At 67.7% G+C, this 14,678-nt stretch carries 14 protein-coding genes; 9 read left to right on the top strand and 5 right to left on the bottom strand.

Annotated elements, in window-relative coordinates; translation table 11 throughout:
- The first annotated feature begins 200 nt into the window (after positions 1-200).
- From DID99_RS30635 to DID99_RS30625, 3 genes are all read left to right on the top strand, one after another.
- On the top strand, positions 201-1,154 hold the full coding sequence (locus tag DID99_RS30635) for a LysR family transcriptional regulator (RefSeq protein ID WP_044848360.1): 954 nt from the start codon (positions 201-203) through the stop codon (positions 1,152-1,154).
- Positions 1,155-1,617: 463 nt separating this feature from the next.
- Positions 1,618-3,246 (top strand): NADP-dependent glyceraldehyde-3-phosphate dehydrogenase, encoded by a 1,629-nt coding sequence (locus DID99_RS30630; RefSeq protein ID WP_124489272.1) that lies wholly within the window; start codon positions 1,618-1,620, stop codon positions 3,244-3,246.
- 514 nt (positions 3,247-3,760) lie between these two features.
- The gene (locus tag DID99_RS30625) at positions 3,761-4,084 is read left to right on the top strand and encodes a DNA-binding protein (RefSeq protein ID WP_124489271.1); all 324 of its coding nucleotides are present in this window, start codon (positions 3,761-3,763) and stop codon (positions 4,082-4,084) included.
- 36 nt (positions 4,085-4,120) lie between these two features.
- Here the strand turns inward: DID99_RS30625 and DID99_RS30620 are convergent, their stop codons facing one another.
- Positions 4,121-5,356, bottom strand: coding sequence for an NADH:flavin oxidoreductase/NADH oxidase family protein (locus DID99_RS30620; RefSeq protein WP_124668191.1), 1,236 nt, complete (start codon positions 5,354-5,356; stop codon positions 4,121-4,123).
- Between the two features lie 78 nt (positions 5,357-5,434).
- On the opposite strand from DID99_RS30620, the gene DID99_RS30615 reads away from it, so the two are divergent.
- Both DID99_RS30615 and DID99_RS30610 read left to right on the top strand, forming a co-directional pair.
- Positions 5,435-5,902 (top strand): MerR family transcriptional regulator, encoded by a 468-nt coding sequence (locus DID99_RS30615; RefSeq protein WP_124571429.1) that lies wholly within the window; start codon positions 5,435-5,437, stop codon positions 5,900-5,902.
- Between the two features lie 190 nt (positions 5,903-6,092).
- Positions 6,093-6,413 carry a DUF1330 domain-containing protein gene (locus DID99_RS30610; protein WP_124489268.1) on the top strand — a complete coding sequence of 107 codons (321 nt, stop codon included), beginning with the start codon at positions 6,093-6,095 and terminating at the stop codon, positions 6,411-6,413.
- Between the two features lie 24 nt (positions 6,414-6,437).
- On the opposite strand, the gene DID99_RS30605 is transcribed toward DID99_RS30610, so the two are convergent.
- Entirely contained in the window at positions 6,438-7,274 is an 837-nt protein-coding gene (locus tag DID99_RS30605) for an NAD(P)-dependent oxidoreductase (RefSeq protein WP_124668190.1), read from the bottom strand.
- Between the two features lie 113 nt (positions 7,275-7,387).
- Here DID99_RS30605 and DID99_RS30600 point away from each other — a divergent pair, with 113 nt between their 5' ends.
- On the top strand, positions 7,388-8,491 hold the full coding sequence (locus DID99_RS30600) for a LacI family DNA-binding transcriptional regulator (protein ID WP_124668189.1): 1,104 nt from the start codon (positions 7,388-7,390) through the stop codon (positions 8,489-8,491).
- Positions 8,492-8,734: 243 nt separating this feature from the next.
- On the opposite strand, the gene DID99_RS30590 is transcribed toward DID99_RS30600, so the two are convergent.
- A complete protein-coding gene (locus tag DID99_RS30590) occupies positions 8,735-10,027 on the bottom strand; it encodes an MFS transporter (RefSeq protein ID WP_124668187.1) in 1,293 nt (430 codons plus the stop codon).
- A 342-nt stretch (positions 10,028-10,369) separates the two neighbouring features.
- Here DID99_RS30590 and DID99_RS30585 point away from each other — a divergent pair, with 342 nt between their 5' ends.
- Both DID99_RS30585 and DID99_RS30580 read left to right on the top strand, forming a co-directional pair.
- Positions 10,370-11,842, top strand: a complete 1,473-nt coding sequence (locus tag DID99_RS30585) for a DNA-3-methyladenine glycosylase 2 family protein (protein WP_124668186.1) — start codon at positions 10,370-10,372, stop codon at positions 11,840-11,842.
- A complete protein-coding gene (locus DID99_RS30580; RefSeq protein ID WP_124668185.1) occupies positions 11,839-12,372 on the top strand; it encodes a methylated-DNA--[protein]-cysteine S-methyltransferase in 534 nt (177 codons plus the stop codon). Before DID99_RS30585 ends, DID99_RS30580 begins: the two co-directional genes overlap by 4 nt.
- Before the next feature lie 28 nt (positions 12,373-12,400).
- On the opposite strand, the gene DID99_RS30575 is transcribed toward DID99_RS30580, so the two are convergent.
- Entirely contained in the window at positions 12,401-13,219 is an 819-nt protein-coding gene (locus DID99_RS30575) for a helix-turn-helix domain-containing protein (protein ID WP_124668184.1), read from the bottom strand.
- A 77-nt stretch (positions 13,220-13,296) separates the two neighbouring features.
- On the opposite strand from DID99_RS30575, the gene panB reads away from it, so the two are divergent.
- On the top strand, positions 13,297-14,148 hold the full coding sequence (gene panB / locus DID99_RS30570; RefSeq protein WP_044848348.1) for a 3-methyl-2-oxobutanoate hydroxymethyltransferase: 852 nt from the start codon (positions 13,297-13,299) through the stop codon (positions 14,146-14,148).
- 19 nt (positions 14,149-14,167) lie between these two features.
- Here panB and DID99_RS30565 read toward each other — a convergent pair whose 3' ends face one another.
- A complete protein-coding gene (locus tag DID99_RS30565) occupies positions 14,168-14,659 on the bottom strand; it encodes an Lrp/AsnC family transcriptional regulator (RefSeq protein ID WP_124668183.1) in 492 nt (163 codons plus the stop codon).
- Positions 14,660-14,678 lie beyond the last annotated feature (19 nt).

Here is a 14,678-nt window from a genome sequence, read left to right as displayed (position 1 = left end):
GGCAAACGTGCCGGCAACTCGATTGGCCGGCCGCCCAGCGGGCGCCTGGCCTTGCGTGGGATGCATTATTCAAAGGGTTGCAGCGGGGCGTAAAGCGAGATTAAATTGACACGTGATGAGTTTTTGGAATTATTCGTGGTCCCCACACGCGTCCGACGGCCCGCCGCGGGCCGGTCCGTTCGTCAGACAAAACGAGCATCATGCGCAAATTCAAGATCCCCAACATGGGTGCGCTCGTGGCTTTCGAAGCCGCGGCGCGCCACGAGAGCTTCACGCACGCGGCCAAGGAGCTGTTCCTGACCGAAAGCGCGGTATCGCGGCAGATCGCGACGCTCGAGGCGAGCCTCGGCGTGCGACTGTTCGCGCGCGTGAAGCAGCGCGTCGTCCTGACGCGCGCCGGCAAGCTGTACGGCACGCAGGTGCGGCGCGCGCTGGAGGCGCTCGACCGCGACACGCTGTCGATCATCGCGCACGGCAGCGGCGGCGGCTACCTGGAACTCGCGGTGCTGCCGACCTTCGCGTCGCACTGGCTGATTCCGCGCATCAAGAGCTTCTACGACCGCACGCCGGACGTGCGCGTGAACATGGGCAGCCGCACCGACCTGTTCTCGTTCGAGGACACGCACTTCGAGGCCGCGATCCACTACGGCAAGCCGACCTGGCCCGGCACGTCGTCCGACTACCTGTTCGGCGAGGAAGTCGTGCCGATCTGCTCGCCGGCGCTGCTCGACGGGCCGGTCGAACGCGTGGAGGACCTGCTCGCGTATCCGCTGCTGCACTCGACCACGCGTCCCGGCGCGTGGGCGCAGTGGTTCGAGACGCACGGCGTCGAGGACATCCGCACGATGCAGGGCGTGCGCTACGAGCTGCACACGATGCTGATCAGCGCGGCCGCGGCCGGGCTCGGCGTCGCGCTGGTGCCGAAGTTCTTCGTCGAGGAACAGTTGCAGCAGCTCGGCCTCGTCGTGCCGTGCGACGCAGCGACGGTCGGCGATTCGGCGTACTACCTCGTGTATCCGACGGAGTTCAGCCACAGCAAGCCGCTGGAATCGTTTCGGGCGTGGCTGCTGGAACAGGCGAGCGCGTATGCGGCGCCGGGGCGGGACAGGGAGGACGATGACATGGATGCGGAGGACGACGAAGACGTCGAGTGATCGCGTCGCGTCACCGGAGGTCCGGTGCGCGCCGAGCCGGGCAACCCCGACCCGGCGCTCCGGGCAGCCGACCTCGCTTCGGCAACGCGGCGGACCTTCTCTCTTTTCTTCACTGCGTCTGTTTTCTCTCAGGTTCCGGGCAATTTTTTCTTCGTCGCGCCGGGTCATTATCCGCTCAATGCGGCCGAAGTGAAACGTTTGCGTATGCACCGAGCGGCTTATACCCGCCATTCGGACACAATCCTTCAAATTGTTTACGCGTGGTGCGACAGCATTCGGCAAATCTTGCAATCAGCTCGGCGTTCCTTTTTAATGGAACTGGTTCCATTCCGCGTTTCGGCCATGCCGACGCGTGACGTCCCTTCGTCCGCGCGTCATCATGCCGATTCAGGATCGAGGATCGTTCAGCTCAGGATTCCGCATCGCCCGTCCTTACCGGACACCCCCGTCAAACGAGACCGTCATGCCCGATTCCGCTTCCCTGCAGCAGCTGTTTCCCGCCTATCAGGACATCCCCGCCGAGTTCCGGCTCGCAGCACCGATCCACCAGCGCGTGTCGCTGGTCGACGGCGAGCTGCGTCCGTGGGACGGCACGACCAAGACCGTGCTGTCGCCCGTGTGCGTGCGCCAGCCGGACGGCAGCGTCGCGCAGATGGAGATCGGCAGCTATCCGGTGATGGGCGAGACGGAAAGCGACGCGGCGCTCGACGCCGCGGTGCGCGCGTACGACTCGGGCCGCGGCGAGTGGCCGACGATGAAGGTCGAGCAGCGCATCGCCTGCATGCAGGACTTCATCAAGCGGATGGTCGCGCAGCGCGAGCTGGTCGTGAACCTGATCATGTGGGAGATCGGCAAGAGCCTCGCCGATTCGCAGAAGGAGTTCGACCGCACCGTCACGTACATGACGCAGACGATCGACGCGCTGAAGGAGCTCGACAACGCGAACTCGCGCTTCGTGATCGCGGAAGGCACGATCGGCCAGATCCGCCGCACGCCGCTCGGCGTCGTGCTGTGCATGGGCCCGTACAACTATCCGCTGAACGAGACCTTCGCGACGCTGATCCCCGCGCTGCTGATGGGCAACACCGTGGTGTTCAAGCCGCCGCAGTACGGCACGCTGCTGTTCGAGCCGCTGCTCGAGGCGTTCCGCGACGCGTTCCCGAAAGGCGTGATCAACACGATCTACGCGCCGGGCGCGGTGGTCGTGCCGCACATGCTCGCGTCGGGCAAGATCAACGTGCTCGCGCTGATCGGTTCGAGCAAGGTCGCCGATCACCTGAAGAAGCAGCACCCGAAGTCGCACCGGCTGCGCGCGATCCTCGGCCTCGACGCGAAGAACGCGGCGATCGTGCTGCCCGACGCCGATCTCGACCTCACCGTGAAGGAGTGCCTGCTCGGCGCGCTGTCGTTCAACGGCCAGCGCTGTACCGCGCTGAAGATGCTGCTCGTGCACCGCTCGATCGTCGACGAATTCCTGAAACGCTTCACCGCCGCGCTCGAACAGCTGAAGATCGGCATGCCGTGGGAGAAAGGCGTGAGCATCACGCCGCTGCCGGGCATGCATCGCACCGCGTACATGACCGACGCGATCGACGACGCGAAGGCCAAGGGCGCGCAGGTCGTCAACCACTCGGGCGGCGAGTTCAGCAAGACGCTGTTCTACCCGGCCGTCGTGTATCCGGTGTCCGAAGGGATGAAGCTGTATCGCGAGGAGCAGTTCGGGCCGATCATTCCGGTCGCGACGTTCGACGACGTGGAAACCGCGCTCGATTACGTGACGACCTCGGAGCACGGCCAGCAGGTCAGCATCTTCGGTTCCGATCCGGCGCAGATCGGCGCGCTCGTCGATCCGCTCGTGAACCAGGTGTGCCGCGTGAACATCAACTGCCAGTGCCAGCGCGGGCCGGACGTGTTCCCGTTCGCCGGGCGCAAGGATTCGGCGGAAGGCACGCTGTCGGTGAGCGACGCGCTGCGCGCGTTCTCGATCCGCTCGATGGTCGCGGCGAAGCAGACCGACGGCAGCAAGCAGCTGCTCGATTCGATCGTGTCCGACCACTACTCGAAGTTCATCAACACCGGCTTCATCTTCTGAAGCGCTGAAGCCGGGACGGCGCGTCCGGCGGGCCGCGAAAAAAACGTCTCGGATATGAAACATCCGGCGCATGCGGCGCGCGCCTTCAACGCGCGGCGGGTGGCGTCGCGGCTCGCCGCACGAGACCGTCCCGAGGCCGCGGGGACGCCGCCGACGCCCATGCTCCGCGACCTTGCAGCGCTTCGTCGATCGACACACTCGACCGTTTTCAACCCGGCGTTACGTTACATCGCTGAAGCATTTCGTCCGTCCGGCCCCTGTCGCGCGGCCGACCGCGATCGCGCGCGGCGGATGGGCGCCCTGCCCGATTTTCCGTGCAAGCCAGTCCCGGCGGGACGCGATGACCGTTGCCGCGCCCCGCGTCAACAGTGCTCAACAATCGGATCGAGGGCTGGTACGGAACCTGCATTCGCATTGCAGTGACAGCCGCGCCGACGATCGGCGCGAACACGAACCCGGATCGGGACGTCCCCCGGATACGCCCGAACGATCCACGCAAGCTGCGAGGCACATCATGGATGCGCTGCCCAATTCGTCCGATACGTCGTTCCAGATCTTCCTCGCGAAACTGCTCGAACAGCCGCAGCCCGAATGGACGGAAAAGCAGCAGATGGAACTCGAGATGGCGCGCACGCTGTCGACCCGGATGGTCAGCTACGCGGAAGCCATGCGCGGCGGCAGCGCGGATCTCGCGCACTGCCTCGTACTGCTGCGCTACGCGAAGGTCCTCGACTTCATGCTGACGTCGCTCGCCGCGCACCGCGACATTCATCCGCAGACGCTGCGCACGCTGTTCCGGCTCGCGAACCTGAAGGTCGACGACGCGTATCCGGTGTGAGCGAGCCTCGGGCAGCCCGACGCGCCGCGTGCGCGGCTAGCGCGCCGCCCGCCCCGCCATCCACTTGCGGTACCGCCGCGTCTGGCACTGCGCGGCGAGTTGCTGCGACACCAGCGCGCGCAGCGGCGACACGCCCGGATGCGTACGCCGCCCGACGCTCAACCGTGCGAGCTGGAACTTCACGACGGCCATGTTCGCCAGCGCGCCCAGCGCCTTGTTCTTCCATCGGATCGGCTGCAGCGCCGGCGCGCTGTCCTTGCCGGCCTGCCAGTCGCGCGGCAGGTTCGGCTCGATCGACAGCGCGGTCGCGATGCCGACCATCGCCACGCCGCTCGCGACCACCTGCTCGGCCACCGCGCGACGCCGGATCCCGCCCGTGACCATCAGCGGCATCGCCGCGACCGCCGTGATGTCCCGTGCGAATTCGAGGAAATACGCTTCGCGGGCCAGCGTGCGTCCGTCGCGCGCCTCGCCCTGCATCGCCGGCACTTCGTAGCTGCCGCCTGACAGTTCGACGAGATCGACGCCCAGCGGATTCAGCAGTTCGACGACGCGCTTCGCATCGTCCGCACTGAAGCCGCCGCGCTGGAAATCGGCCGAATTCAGCTTGACCGACACGACGAACGCCGGCGATACCGTCGCACGCACCGCGCGCACGATGTCGAGCAGCAGCCGCGCGCGGTGCTCGATGCTGCCGCCCCACGCATCCTGCCGGCGGTTCGTCAGCGGCGAAAGGAACTGGCTCAGCAGGTAACCGTGCGCCGCGTGGATCTGCACGCCGGTGAAGCCGCTTTGCTCGGCAAGCTGCGCGGCGCGCACGAAGCGCTGCTGCACGTCGGCGATGTCGGCTTCCGTCATCTCCTTAGGCACCGGAAACTGCTTCGACAGCGCGCCGAGCGCGAGCGGCACGGCCGACGGCGCGAGCGTCGTCTGGCCGAGCGCCGCCTGCATCTGGCGCCCCGGATGGTTGATCTGCATCCACACGTGCGCGCCGCCGGAGCGCGCGACCTGCGCCCATCGCCGGAAGCGGTCGAGATGCGCGTCGCTGTCGAGCACGACGCCGTTCGGCCCCGTCATCGCGCGGCCGTCCACCATCACGTTGCCGGTCAGGATCAGGCCCGCCCGGCCGTCGGCCCACGCCTGGTACAGGCGCAGCAACGCGTCGGACGGCGCGTGATCCGCATCGGCCATGTTCTCTTCCATCGCGGCCTTGGCGAGCCGGTTCGGGATCACCGCGCCATTGGGCAGCGTGAGGGGCACAAACAGGTTCATGGTGGACTTCCTCGATTGACGATGCCCAACCATAACTTTAAAGTCAGCTTCAAGGTCAAGCCCCTCTGGAGCACGAGCATGAAAATCGGCGAGCTGGCGCGCACCAGCGGCATCGCGGCGTCGCGCATCCGGTTCTACGAAGCGAGCGGCCTGCTCGAACCGGCGCGCCGGCAGGCGAACGGCTATCGCGAATACGGGCCGGAAGCGCTGACGCGGCTCGCGATCATCGACCGCGCGCAGCGCGCGGGCTTTGCGCTCGACGAGATCCGCGCGGTGCTGCCGCCCGATCTCGGCGCGTGGCCGCGCGACGAACTGCTGGCGGCGTTGCGGCACAAGGTCGACGAAATCGCGCTGCTCGAGCAGCGGCTCGCGCAGAACCGGCGCAACCTGCAGACGCTGATCGACGAGATCGCGAACAAGCCCGCCGGCGAGGATTGCGCGGGCGCCGCACAACGCATGCTCGACAAGCTGTGCAAGGAGGAAGCCGAGTCGGTGCCGGCGCCTGCGCCGATGGCGCACGCTCGGCCGATGCGCAAGCGCGCGTAGGCGCGGCGAGCGCACGCGTGCGCCGGGTCTTGCGGTGTGGTTCACGCGGGGCGGCCCGCGCGCACGGCTGCGCGGATTTGCTTACGTCGCAGGTAATCGACGCGCGCCGCGTGCGCATGGATCATGGCTTCACCGATCAACGACGAACGATCGACGATCGACGCATCGCATCGACACCCCGGAGCCTGCCATGACCGCCTACGCCATCGCCCACCTGCACGACGTTCACATGTGCGACGACATCGTCGAATACCTCGAACGCATCGACGGCACGCTCGCGCCGTTCGACGGCCGTTTCGTCATTCACGGCGCGCGGCCCGACGTGCGCGAAGGCGAGTGGCGCGGCGACCTGATCGCGATCGCGTTTCCCGATCTCGATACGGCGCGCGCGTGGTACGAATCGGACGCGTACCGGCAGATCCAGCCGCTGCGCGCGCGGCACGCGAGCGGCCCGTTGATCCTGATCGACGGCGTGGACGAGCGGCACAAGGCGACGGACATCCTGCGCTGATCGACGTGCGCGAGCCCGCCTCGCTTACTTCGCGTTGCGCTCCATCGGCTCGCCGACGACGAACCCGCCGCCCTGGAAGCGTTGCGCGGGATCGTCGTACTCGGCGCTCGGCGCCGTCACCGGGAACAGCCCGGCGAACTGCTCGGAACTGTCCTGCGGCCGGAAGCCGAGGAAGCCGGCCTTCGTGTTGTCCCACCACTTCACCGGGTTGTCCGACACGCCGTAGACGATCGCGTGGCCGACGCGGTTCGTCAGCAGCGAGCAGCGCACGAGCTCGATGAAGTCGCGATAGCTGAGGAACGTCACGAGCATGCGCGGGTTCTTCGGCACTTCGAACGACGAGCCGATCCGCAGGCACACCGTCTCGATCCCGAAGCGGTCGAAGTAGTAGCGCGACAGCGACTCGCCGAAGCACTTCGTCACGCCATACAGGCTGTCCGGACGCTGCGGCGAATCGGCATCGAGCACTTCCGTGACCGGATGGAACCCGATCGCATGATTCGAGCTCGCGAACACGACGCGCTTCACGCCGTGCTTGCGCGCGGCTTCGTACAGGTTGTACGTGCCGGTGATGTTCGCATCGACGAGATCGTCGAACGGCGCGTCGACCGAAATGCCGCCGAGGTGGACGATCGCGTCGACGCCGTCGACGAGTTCCATCACAGCCGGCCGGTCGGCCAGGTCGACGACCCGGATTTCTTCGTGCGGGGCGGCGTCGCCCAGCGCGGCGATGTCGCTCACGCGCACGACGTCGGCCCAGTTCGCCAGCGCGCCGCGCACCTGACGGCCGAGATTGCCGGCCGCGCCGGTCAGCAGCAGGCGCCCGAACGGCTTGCGTGCGCCGGTGGATGTGGCGTTCATCGAATCTCCTTGAATCTGTTCTGAGGTGTCCTGGACGTTGCCCGAAACCGACGGAGCCGGCAAACGATCGGAAAACGTTTTCCAACTATACGCGGGGAAAAAGCCGAACGTCAATGGTTGAAGCTGTTCGCACCCATCCGCACTTTCCCGATATCGTCCGGCGGCCGGACGCCGGCTTTTTCTGCCACAATCCGGTGCAATCGAACGAAAACGTTACCCTTCCGATGAAAAAAGTTTCCCCGACGATCCGCGACGTGGCCGCGGAAGCCGGCGTGTCGGTCGCGACGGTCTCCAAGTACGTGAACGGCACGCAGCGCTTTTCGCCGACCGTCGAAGCGCGGCTCAAGGAAGCGATCGAACGGCTCGGCTACCGTTCGAACCCGCTCGCGCGCTCGATGATCACCGGGCGCACGCGCACCATCGGCCTCGTGATCCTCGACATCAGCAACCCGCACTTCACGAACGTCGTCAAGGGCGCGAACCGCGTCGCGCTCCAGCACGACTACACGCTGCTGCTCGTCGATACCGAGGAGAACCAGGCGCGCGAACGCTCGCTGATCGAGGCGCTCGCGCAGCGCGTCGACGGGCTGATCGTCAGCACGCGGATGCCCGACGACCAGGCCGGCTGGATGCTCGACCTGCACAAGCCGCTCGTGCTGCTGCGGCGCAGCCCCGGCCTGCCGATTCCGAGCGTCGGCATCGACAACCGGCTCGCCACCTACATGCTTGCGCGTCACCTGCTCAATCTCGGCCATACGCGCATCGCGTACCTCGGCTTCGGGCCCGCGCGCGTGAACGACGAACGGATCCAGGGCGCGCGCGACTGTCTCGCGGAAGCGGGGCTCACGCTCGACGTGCACGACGCGCACGCGCCGACCGCCGAAGCCGGCGAGCGCGCATGCTCGCGCGTGATGCTCGGGCCGCAGCGTCCGCAGGCCGTGATCTGCTACAACGACCTGATCGCGCTCGGCTTCATGAAGGAAGCGGCGTCGCTCGGGTTCCGGCTGCCGCAGGACGTGTCGGTTGCCGGCGTCGACAACGTGCCGTACGGCGCATACGCGGCGCCCGCGCTGACCACCATCGACATCCAGAGCGAAAACATGGGCGAGCTCGCGATGCAGAAGCTGATCGACGCGCTCGCCGGGCGTACCGAGGCGAGCTATTCGACGTTCGAGCCGCGGCTGATCATGCGCGCGTCGACGGCCGCGGTGGGTTGAAGCGCGCATCGCGTTCGATATCCGCTGTATCGCCGTATCGCCGTATCGCCGTATCGCCGTATCGCCGTATCGCCGTATCGCCGTATCGCCGTATCGCCGTATCGTCGCTTCGTCGCTTCGTCGCTTCGTCGCTTCGTCGCTTCGTCGCTTCGTCGCTTCGTCGCTTCGTCGCTTCGTCGCTTCGTCGCTTCGCAAACAAAAACGCGCCGCCTCCGGGCGGCGCGTTCGCTTGCCGTCACGCGATCACGCGTCGAGCTTCGCGGGCTTCATCTTCGGCGTGAGCATGTGCATGATCGCCAGCGCGAGCAGGTAGGCCAGCGCGCCGATCGCGAACAGCACCCAGTAGTGGCCCGTGCGTTGCAGCACCTGGCCGATCACTTCCGAGAACAGCACGCCGCCGATCGAGCCGGCCATCCCGCCGATGCCGACCACCGACGCGACCGCGCGGCGCGGGAACAGGTCGGACGCCGTCGTGAACAGGTTCGCCGACCAGCCCTGGTGCGCGGCGGCCGCGAGACCGACGATCAGCACCGCGATCCACAGGCTCTGCACCTGCGACACGAACGCGATCGGCAGCACGCAGCACGCGCAGAACAGCATCGCCGTCTTGCGCGCGCCGTTTACGCTCCAGCCCGCGCGCAGCAGCGCCGAGGACAGCCAGCCGCCGCCGATGCTGCCGACCGTCGTCAGCGCATAGATGCACACGAGCGGCAGGCCGATATGCTGCATGTCCATCCCGCGCGACTCGTTGAGCCACTTCGGCAGCCAGAACAGATAGAACCACCACACCGGGTCGGTCAGGAACTTGCCGATCAGGAACGCCCACGTCTCGCGCTTGCGGATCAGTTCGCCCCAGCGCGGCGCGCCGGCATCCGCGTTCGCCGCGTCGAGCGCTTCGGCTTCATCGCGCGGCTCGTCGTATTCCGCGGCGAGCGCGCGCGTGTCGGCCGTGCGATACATCAGCAGCCACACCGCGAGCCATACGATGCCGATCGCGCCGATGATCACGAACGCCGCGCGCCACCCGTAGGCCACCGCGATCGCGGGGATGATCGCCGGCGCGAACACCGCGCCGATGTTCGCGCCCGAGTTGAAGATGCCGGTGGCGAGCGCGCGTTCGCGGCGCGGAAACCATTCGGCCGTCGTCTTGATCGCGGCCGGGAAGTTGCCGCCCTCGCCGATCCCGAGCAGCGCGCGCACCGCCGCGAAGCCCGTCACGGAGCCGACCGCCGCGTGCAGCATCGCCGCGATGCTCCACACCAGCATCGCGACCGCATACGAGATGCGCGTGCCGAGCCAGTCGACGATGCGCCCGAAGCCGAGCAGGCCGATCGCATAGAACGCGGAAAACGCCATCACGATGCGGCCGTACTGCACCTGGCTCCAGCCGATGTCGTGCTGCAGCATCGGCGCGAGCAGGCCGAGGATCTGTCGATCCATGTAGTTGATGACGGTCGCGAAGAACAGCAGCGCACAAACGGTCCAGCGGTAGCGGCTGGCCGCGGTGCGCACGGCACCGACGACGGCGGATTGCATGAATGTCTCCGATACGCGGTCGCGCCCGTCGCGCCGCTGGATTGTGCTGTCCGTGACCGGCGACGGGCGCCGGGGCGGGCGGCGGCCACGCCCCTTGCGTGGCGCGGCCGCTCGTCCGTCGAGTTCTGGAAAACGTTTTTCAAAGGATAGGGCGTGGCCCGGTGCCGTGTCAGTCGGGGATTTCGATGAGTCATCTCAAAATTGGCCGCGCAAAAAGAGATGACTGTTTCGCAGAGTGGCATTAACCGTTTTTCCGGGATTCTCCCGCGTGCGAAACGGGGCCGCGACGCGGGATGGCGCGTCGATACACATGTCCGATTCCAGCCAGAATCGACGGCGCGGATGGTTTACAGTCGTCGCATGCGCCTCGATCCCGACACCTGCTACGACGCCCTGCTCGCGCGGAACCGCCGCTTCGACGGCTGGTTCTTCGTCGGCGTGTCGACGACCGGCGTGTATTGCCGCCCCGTTTGCCCGGTGAAACCGCCGAAGGCGCAGAACTGCAGTTATTACGCGACCGCCGCGGCCGCCGAGAAGGCCGGCTTTCGCCCGTGCATGCGCTGCCGGCCCGAGCTCGCGCCCGGCCACGGGCTGCTCGACCTGTCCGGCAATCTCGCCGACGCGGCCGCCACGCTGATCGAGGACGGTTTCCTGAACGAGCATTCCGTCGACGCGCTCGCGCGGCGGGTCGGCGTGACCGAGCGCCATCTGCGCCGGATCTTCGCCGCGCAGTTCGGCGTGTCGCCGGTCGAGTTCGGGCAGACGCACCGGCTCTTGATGGCCAAGCGTCTCCTGACCGATACCGCGCTGCCGGTGGCGGTCGTTGCCTCGACCGCCGGATTCGGCAGCGTGCGACGCTTCAACGATTTGTTCCGCCAACGCTACGGCCTCAATCCGCTGCGCTTGCGCAAGGGCGCCGGCCCATCCGCCGATGGCGACATGACCTTTCCGCTGCCGTACCGGCCGCCGTTCGCGTGGCCCGAGCTGATGCAATTTCTCGCGCAGCGGCGGATCGGCGGCGTCGAGCGGATCGACGCGCACGGCTATGCGCGCGTCGTCGCGCTGCCGAACGGCAACGGCGACACGCATCTGACGGGCTGGCTGTCCGTCACGCACGTGCCGCAGCGCTTCGCGCTCGCGGTGACCGTATCGCCCGCGTTGACGCCCGTCGTACCGGCCGTGCTCGCGCGCGTGCGGCGGCTGTTCGATCTCGACAGCCGCCCCGACGTGATCGACGCGCATCTCGGCGCACTCGCGAGCGGCTCGCCCGGCTTGCGCGTGCCCGGCGCGTTCGACGGGCTCGAGATCGCGATCCGTGCGATCGCGGGCGAACGACTTGCGGCGACGCAGGCTGGTGAGGTGCTGGCGCGTGTGGCCGAACGCTTCGGCACGCAGGTGGACCACGCGCCGCCGGGGCTCACGCATGCATTGCCTTTGGCAGTAACGCTGGCGAGTGTGCCGCCGGCGGCGCTCGAAGCAACCGGCGTGACGCGTGATGCGGCGCAGGCGATCGTGGCGCTGGCACGTGCGGTCGCCGACGGCACGCTCGCGCTCGAACCGATGGCGCCGCTCGATGCGACGCTCCGCGCGTTGCGCGCGCTACCCGGCTTCGACGAATGCGCGGTGCAGTACGTCGCGATGCGTGCGATGGCCTGGCCGAACGCGTTTCCCGCCGACGACGCGTGGCTTGCTCCGCGCGCCGCCGCCGAGCGTTTGCACATCGCATCATCCGCGCCGCACGCGGCGCACTGGGCGCCGTGGCGCGCGTATGCCGCACTGCATGTGTGGCGCCTTCATGGAGAAGCTTCGCGATGACGCACGCTCATCTGATTCCGAGCCCGCTGGGCGACATCGCCATCCGTATCGAGGACGATGCGCTCACAGGCCTTTTTTTCGTCGGCCAGAAATACTATCCGTCGCTGGCGATCGCGCCGGACGCGGACGTACGCGGCGCGTCGCCGCTCGCGCGCAAGGTGGCCGACGAAGTCGCCGAATATTTCACCGGCACGCGCGAAACCTTCTCGGTGCCGATTCATCTGCGCGGCACCGCGTTTCAGCGCAGCGTGTGGAAGGAACTGCTTGCGATTCCGTTCGGCGAACTCGTGTCGTACGGCGACATCACCGAACGCGTCGGGCTGCCGATGAGCGCGGCGCGTGCCGTCGGCGGCGCGGTTGGCCGCAACCCTGTGTCGATCATGGTGCCGTGCCATCGCGTGATCGGCACGTCGGGCAGCCTGACCGGTTATGCAGGCGGCATCGAACGCAAACGCGCGTTGTTGTCGCTCGAAGGCGCCGGGTTCGCGCGCGGGGAACGTCATCCGATGCAGCAGTCGCTGGCGTTCTGAATCAAGATCCGCGGCGCGCGTTGCCGCGTCATGCGCTCAACGCCGGCCGGCGCGCTTCACGCTTCGCATACGCGCCCGGCGTCACGTTGAACTTCGCCTGAAACAGCGCGATGAACGACGACGTCGAGTCGTAGCCCAGCTGCGCGGCCACCGCGCCGATCGGCTCGCCCGCATCGAGAAGCGGCAGCGCCGCGAGCAGCCGCACGGCCTGCCGCCACTCGGTGAACGACAGCCCCGTGTCCTGCCGGAACAGACGCGACAGCGTGCGCCGTGTCGCACCGACCTGACGGCCCCATTCGTCCAGACTGCGCGTGTCGCCCGGATGCGCATGCAAGGCACGCGCGATTTTGAGCAGACGCGAATCGTGCGGCAGCGGCACCGTCAGCGGCGCGGGCCGCATCCGCGCGATCCGGTCGGCGATCAGGCACACGAGCGCACCGTCCGGCCCCGACTCGTCGTAGTCCACCGGCAACTCGCCGGTCGCGATCACCAGCTCGCGCAACAGTGGCGTCATGCAGAGGATCATGCAATCGTCGGCGGCATCGTCGCGCGCGATCGCATCGTCGAGATACAGGCTGTGGAACGCGACGCAATCGCGCGTCGACACCGCGTGCGGCACGTGCGGCGGAATCCACATCGCATAGTGCGGCGGCAGCAGGTGCCGGCCCGACGGCGTCGATACCTCCAGCACGCCGCTCGTCGCATACATCAGCTGGGCCCACGGGTGACTATGCGCGTCGACGCTCGCGTTGCCGGGAATCCCGAACGCGCGCACGAACAGCGGCCTCGGCAGGCGCGCCATCGGCGGCACCGCGTACGGATCACCCGATTGTCCCGCCAGCGACATAAGACGTCCTCCGAAGGTCATTGCATGCACGATCGCGATGCTACCGTAACGACTCTTCTTTCTCACGGCTTCCGTTCATGAGCGCGCATACCCGCACCACCCGCAAGACCGTCACCGCGATCCGCGCGACGAAAGGCATCGGCAGCCTCGTCTCGCTCACCGCCTATTCCGCACCGATGGCGAAGCTCGTCGACGAAGTGGCCGACGTGATCATCGTCGGCGACTCCGTCGGCATGGTGCTGTACGGCATGCCCGATACGCTGCGCGTCACGCTCGACATGATGAGCGCGCACGGCGCGGCAGTCGTGCGTGGCACCGCGCAGGCGTGCGTCGTCGTCGATCTGCCGTTTTCGACGTATCAGGAATCGCCCGCGCAAGCGTATCGCTCCGCCGCGCGGCTGCTCGCCGAAACCGGCGCGCAAGGCGTCAAGCTCGAAGGCGGCAGCGAGATGGCCGACACGATCCGCTTCCTGACGGAGCGCGGCATTCCGGTGATGGCGCACGTCGGCCTCATGCCGCAGCAGGCCAATGCGACCGGCGGCTTCCGCGCGCAGGGGATGGACCCGCGCTCGGCCGCGCAGGTGTTCGACGCCGCGTGCGCGGCCGAGCGGGCCGGCGCGTTCAGCGTCGTCGTCGAGGGCACCGCGGAAGCGCTCGCGCGCCATCTGACCGAAACACTGTCGATCCCGACCATCGGCATCGGCGCATCGCCCGCATGCGACGGGCAGGTGCTCGTGACCGAGGACATGATCGGCGCATTCGACGCGTACACGCCGCGCTTCGTGAAGCGCTACGCCGATGCGAACGCGGTGATGCGCGACGCGATCCGCCAGTACGCGCACGACGTGCGGCAGCGCGTGTTTCCCGAGCCGGCGCACTGCTTCGGGTACGGCAAGCCGCTGCAACTCGCGGCGGCCGCCGCGGCGTGACGGCTGCGCTTACGCACGACTACGCACGCTTGCGCATCGCATGCGCGACCCGCGCGTTCGCCTCGAACTTCGCGCGATGCGTCGAGAAGAACGTCCGCACGTTGCGCACGTTCGACGCGCCGGTGAACAGCCGCCGCGCGAACGCGTCGTATTCGGCGACGTCGGCCAGATCGGCCACCACCACGAAATCCGGCCCCGGCGACACGCGGTAGCACTGCGTGACTGCCGGCTCCGCGCACACGTAGGCCTCGAACGCGTCGTAGTCTTCGGCCGTCTGCCGGTCGAGGCTGATCTCGATCAACGCCGTGACCGGCGTGCCGATCGCGACCGGATCGAGCACCGCGAACTGGCGGCGGATCACGCCCGCTTCCGTCAGCCGCCGCACGCGACGCATGCAGGTCGGCGGCGACGACAGCGCGCGCTCGGCGAGTTGCAGGTTCGACACCGATGCGTCGTCCTGCAGGATCGCGAGAATGCGCAGGTCGAGATCGTCGAGCGTGATGCCGGCCATGGACGGCTCCTTCCGGTCA

Origin of the sequence: Burkholderia sp. Bp8986, assembly GCF_003854225.1 — a bacterium.
Lineage (GTDB): Bacteria > Pseudomonadota > Gammaproteobacteria > Burkholderiales > Burkholderiaceae > Burkholderia.
This window is presented reverse-complemented; position numbering and strand designations above follow the sequence as displayed.

Excerpts from the sequence above, each read along its gene's own strand:
- DID99_RS30585 (WP_124668186.1), top strand. The coding sequence starts at position 10,370 with ATGGTTTACAGTCGTCGCATGCGCCTCGATCCCGACACCTGCTACGAC.
- DID99_RS30630 (WP_124489272.1), top strand. The coding sequence starts at position 1,618 with ATGCCCGATTCCGCTTCCCTGCAGCAGCTGTTTCCCGCCTATCAGGAC.
- DID99_RS30600 (WP_124668189.1), top strand. The coding sequence starts at position 7,388 with ATGGTTGAAGCTGTTCGCACCCATCCGCACTTTCCCGATATCGTCCGG.
- DID99_RS30565 (WP_124668183.1), bottom strand. The coding sequence starts at position 14,659 with ATGGCCGGCATCACGCTCGACGATCTCGACCTGCGCATTCTCGCGATC.
- DID99_RS30610 (WP_124489268.1), top strand. The coding sequence starts at position 6,093 with ATGACCGCCTACGCCATCGCCCACCTGCACGACGTTCACATGTGCGAC.
- DID99_RS30625 (WP_124489271.1), top strand. The coding sequence starts at position 3,761 with ATGGATGCGCTGCCCAATTCGTCCGATACGTCGTTCCAGATCTTCCTC.
- DID99_RS30580 (WP_124668185.1), top strand. The coding sequence starts at position 11,839 with ATGACGCACGCTCATCTGATTCCGAGCCCGCTGGGCGACATCGCCATC.
- DID99_RS30615 (WP_124571429.1), top strand. The coding sequence starts at position 5,435 with ATGAAAATCGGCGAGCTGGCGCGCACCAGCGGCATCGCGGCGTCGCGC.
- DID99_RS30575 (WP_124668184.1), bottom strand. The coding sequence starts at position 13,219 with ATGTCGCTGGCGGGACAATCGGGTGATCCGTACGCGGTGCCGCCGATG.
- DID99_RS30635 (WP_044848360.1), top strand. The coding sequence starts at position 201 with ATGCGCAAATTCAAGATCCCCAACATGGGTGCGCTCGTGGCTTTCGAA.
- DID99_RS30605 (WP_124668190.1), bottom strand. The coding sequence starts at position 7,274 with ATGAACGCCACATCCACCGGCGCACGCAAGCCGTTCGGGCGCCTGCTG.
- DID99_RS30590 (WP_124668187.1), bottom strand. The coding sequence starts at position 10,027 with ATGCAATCCGCCGTCGTCGGTGCCGTGCGCACCGCGGCCAGCCGCTAC.
- panB (WP_044848348.1), top strand. The coding sequence starts at position 13,297 with ATGAGCGCGCATACCCGCACCACCCGCAAGACCGTCACCGCGATCCGC.
- DID99_RS30620 (WP_124668191.1), bottom strand. The coding sequence starts at position 5,356 with ATGAACCTGTTTGTGCCCCTCACGCTGCCCAATGGCGCGGTGATCCCG.